Annotated in this window: 3 protein-coding genes and 2 pseudogenes; 3 read left to right on the forward strand and 2 right to left on the reverse strand. The window is 35.9% G+C overall.

Going from position 1 to position 2,954, the window contains the following annotated elements:
• Window positions 1-164 precede the first annotated feature (164 nt).
• The 3 genes and pseudogenes from QUB66_RS29450 to QUB66_RS29460 all read left to right on the forward strand — a co-directional run.
• Window positions 165-620, forward strand: a complete 456-nt coding sequence (locus QUB66_RS29450; RefSeq protein ID WP_332970780.1) for a hypothetical protein — start codon at window positions 165-167, stop codon at window positions 618-620.
• Window positions 586-957, forward strand: coding sequence for a hypothetical protein (locus tag QUB66_RS29455; RefSeq protein ID WP_332970779.1), 372 nt, complete (start codon window positions 586-588; stop codon window positions 955-957). Before QUB66_RS29450 ends, QUB66_RS29455 begins: the two co-directional genes overlap by 35 nt.
• A gap of 21 nt (window positions 958-978) precedes the next feature.
• Window positions 979-1,110, forward strand: a pseudogene (locus QUB66_RS29460) (transposase); the annotation flags it as partial.
• A 3-nt stretch (window positions 1,111-1,113) separates the two neighbouring features.
• On the opposite strand, the gene QUB66_RS29465 reads toward QUB66_RS29460, so the two are convergent.
• Together QUB66_RS29465 and QUB66_RS29470 are read right to left on the reverse strand one after the other, a co-directional pair.
• Window positions 1,114-1,365, reverse strand: a complete 252-nt coding sequence (locus QUB66_RS29465) for a DNA cytosine methyltransferase (protein ID WP_442923482.1) — start codon at window positions 1,363-1,365, stop codon at window positions 1,114-1,116.
• A 13-nt stretch (window positions 1,366-1,378) separates the two neighbouring features.
• A pseudogene (locus tag QUB66_RS29470) lies at window positions 1,379-2,620 on the reverse strand (ISL3 family transposase).
• Window positions 2,621-2,954: the final 334 nt, after the last annotated feature.

The raw sequence follows: 2,954 nt of genomic DNA on the forward strand, positions 1-2,954 counted from the left end.
CTATCCTTTCTCTTCGCTGTGCTTATCTCAACGGTCAACTTTCAATTTGATGTATTTGCCAAAGTGAGATGCACCCGAGAAAAAGAACCATAAAGACTTGCGTAGGAGAAATAACTCTATCGAGTAAGCAAGCCCAAAAGCTGGGAGTAAATAAGGGGAGTCGTTTGAGTCCTTACCTGGAAAAATGTTGTTTATTATTAGTGGGAAATGAATCATTTGCCAATGCTGAGAAAGACTTAAAAATGTTAACAGGAATTTATGTGCCTCACAGTACACAACATCGGCTATTAGAGCGTTATAAATTTCCTGAAGCTGAAGCTACCGAGCAAGTAAAAGCATTGAGTATAGACGGAGGAAACGTCAGACTGAGAACGGCATTAGGAGAAGAAAGAATCGGTCGGAATTATAAGGCAGTTAAGTTACATGGTCAAGTAGCAGCAGCCTTCTTTCAAAATAATGCAGATTTAGTGGCGTGGGTAAATAGCCAACTCAAGAGTGAAGCAATAACTTGTTTGGGAGATGGCCATGATGGAGTGTGGAATCTGTTTAATCAAATTGGGACTATAGAGCAAAGAAGAGAGGTACTTGATTGGTATCAGGGGAATAGAAAATTTACATAGAGTAGGAGGTTCGCTCAAACGACTGAAGAGAGCGCAGAATAAACTGTGGCAAGGGTCAACATTAGAAGCTATAGCCGAATTTATAGGGGTTACGAGTAAAGGGAGTGAAAAGTTCCAGAAATATTTGCAAAAACATCAGTCAAGAATCCCAGATTATCAGAATTATCAACATCTTGGTATAGACATTGGTTCGGGAGCTGTAGAGTCTTTAATTAAACAGATTGGAGCAAGAATTAAGATTCTAGGTGCACAGTGGAACGAAAAAAATGTGCCTCAAATTTTAAGACTGAGATGTGCGTATTTAAATAACGACATCAAGCTAGGTGTTTCTGCTTAGTAAAAAAGTGGGATGCTCCCCTTTGCTCATAGGACAACAAGTGGTATTGTTGAGGGTATTAACAACAAGCTTAAGTTAATAAAACGTTCTGCATATGGTTTTGGGAATTTTGAAAACTACAAAAATAGATGTTTGCTGTCCTGGGCATTTTAATTATTAGTTTAGCATACCAAGTAAGGAAGAGCCCAAACTTGATTCTGGGTGAGCGAGTCCTGCTCTGTTACCAGCATTGCTCGTTCCGGTGCACGGGAATCCTCCCCAGATCCAGTCATATTGTCCTCTTGTAGCGTGGAAAGTTCTGATGTCGTCGTGGATAGAGATGTGGGGATAGTGCTGTGCAAGTACATATTGAGACTCCCGATCTATTTCTACAAACTGTTCGACTTTGGGCTCTTCCTTACTTGGTATGCTAAACTAATAATTAAAATGCCCAGGACAGCAAACATCTATTTTTGTAGTTTTCAAAATTCCCAAAACCATATGCAGAACGTTTTATTAACTTAAGCTTGTTGTTAATACCCTCAACAATACCACTTGTTGTCCTATGAGCAAAGTAAGCAATTATTTCATCAAGCCAATTGGTAATAGTCTTCACACTATCAGGAAAATATTTTTTAGCTCTTTTCTGCCAGATCCCAATTCTCAGTAATCCCCTCAACCAATTTGTTTTTTTATTTTCAAATATTTGTCGGAATTTTTCTTTTAATTTATGCATTTCTGCCAGATGAAAACACACTTCTTTCACCTCCATTAATTTAATATTTTGTTGTTAATTTAAATTCTCTTCATTCTTTAATAATGAATATTTGCTGTCGTTTATTCCCTCTAATATTTGTTGATATTCTGCTGCTTTTTTGGAGGATTTTGTTTTTTTAGTTAAATCTATTATTTGCCTTTTTTCGCGCTTTCTTTGTGTATCTAACTCCTTGTTCACTTGTACCATTACATGAAATATATCCGCTAATACTTGAGCATTTGGCATAAGTTTTTGTACTAGGATTTTGTAACCTTTCCACAAATCTATACTTACTTCTTCTATTTGTTCTAAAACCTCTGAACCCGATGAATTAAGGACTGGCTCGATTTCAGCTTGTGTTCTTCCTTTGACAATTGTAATTAATTTAGATGTTTCTAAATCAATTAATACGGCACAATAATTGCCTTGGCCTTTTTTTAAAGCTATTTCATCAATTCCTAGTTTTTTTAAATTTGATGCTTTTGACGATAATTCTTTTGAAGCATCTGACAACATTCTTTCTATTTCTTCTGTTGTGACTACTCCTTGTTTTGCTACACTCTGAATATCACTCGATAAAACTGATTTGATTGTTGTATTTGCTAGTCGTTTTGTATAAGTTCTTCGGTTGTTCACAAAGTCCAATTTTTCGCTAAATGGTTTGCCACATTTTTTACATTTAAACTGTCGCCTGTTTATTTCTAAAAATACTAGCTGCTCTCCCCACGATAAATCTTTTACTACATATCGATGATTTTGATGTAATCTATTACTTTTTGTCCCGCAATGATGACAATTACTTTCTCCCTCAGTTGACTCCACCTGTAATATTATTCCAATTCCTGGTAGTTGACTCATTTGAGTTACTTTAATTCCTTGTATCTTCAGGAGCTCTGTTAGAACTTTAGTACCCTTTTTTTTGGTCATGACTGTAATTCGCTCTTAAAAACTATTGTGGCTCTTTGATAATTAACAATTAAACTAGCCCAAATGTCAAGCTGGACAAGGACTTAATTTACTTTTCTATATATTTATTTAGATATTTTTACTTATTTAGCTATTGATTTAGCATAGTAAGTAAGGAAGAACCATATTTCTGCTTACCTTCGTAGAGATGTCGAGGCATTTGCAGTCGCAGCCTCCCTTTGTCTGAACTCACAACGACAGAACCTTTAAAAGTTTTACGGCGTTGCTGAATCAAGGTATGGATACCCCGGTCATGGGGATATCATCAAATTTTAAGTAATGTATTAATAACTTA

Source organism: Microcoleus sp. A2-C3, assembly GCF_036706065.1.
GTDB lineage: Bacteria > Cyanobacteriota > Cyanobacteriia > Cyanobacteriales > Microcoleaceae > Microcoleus.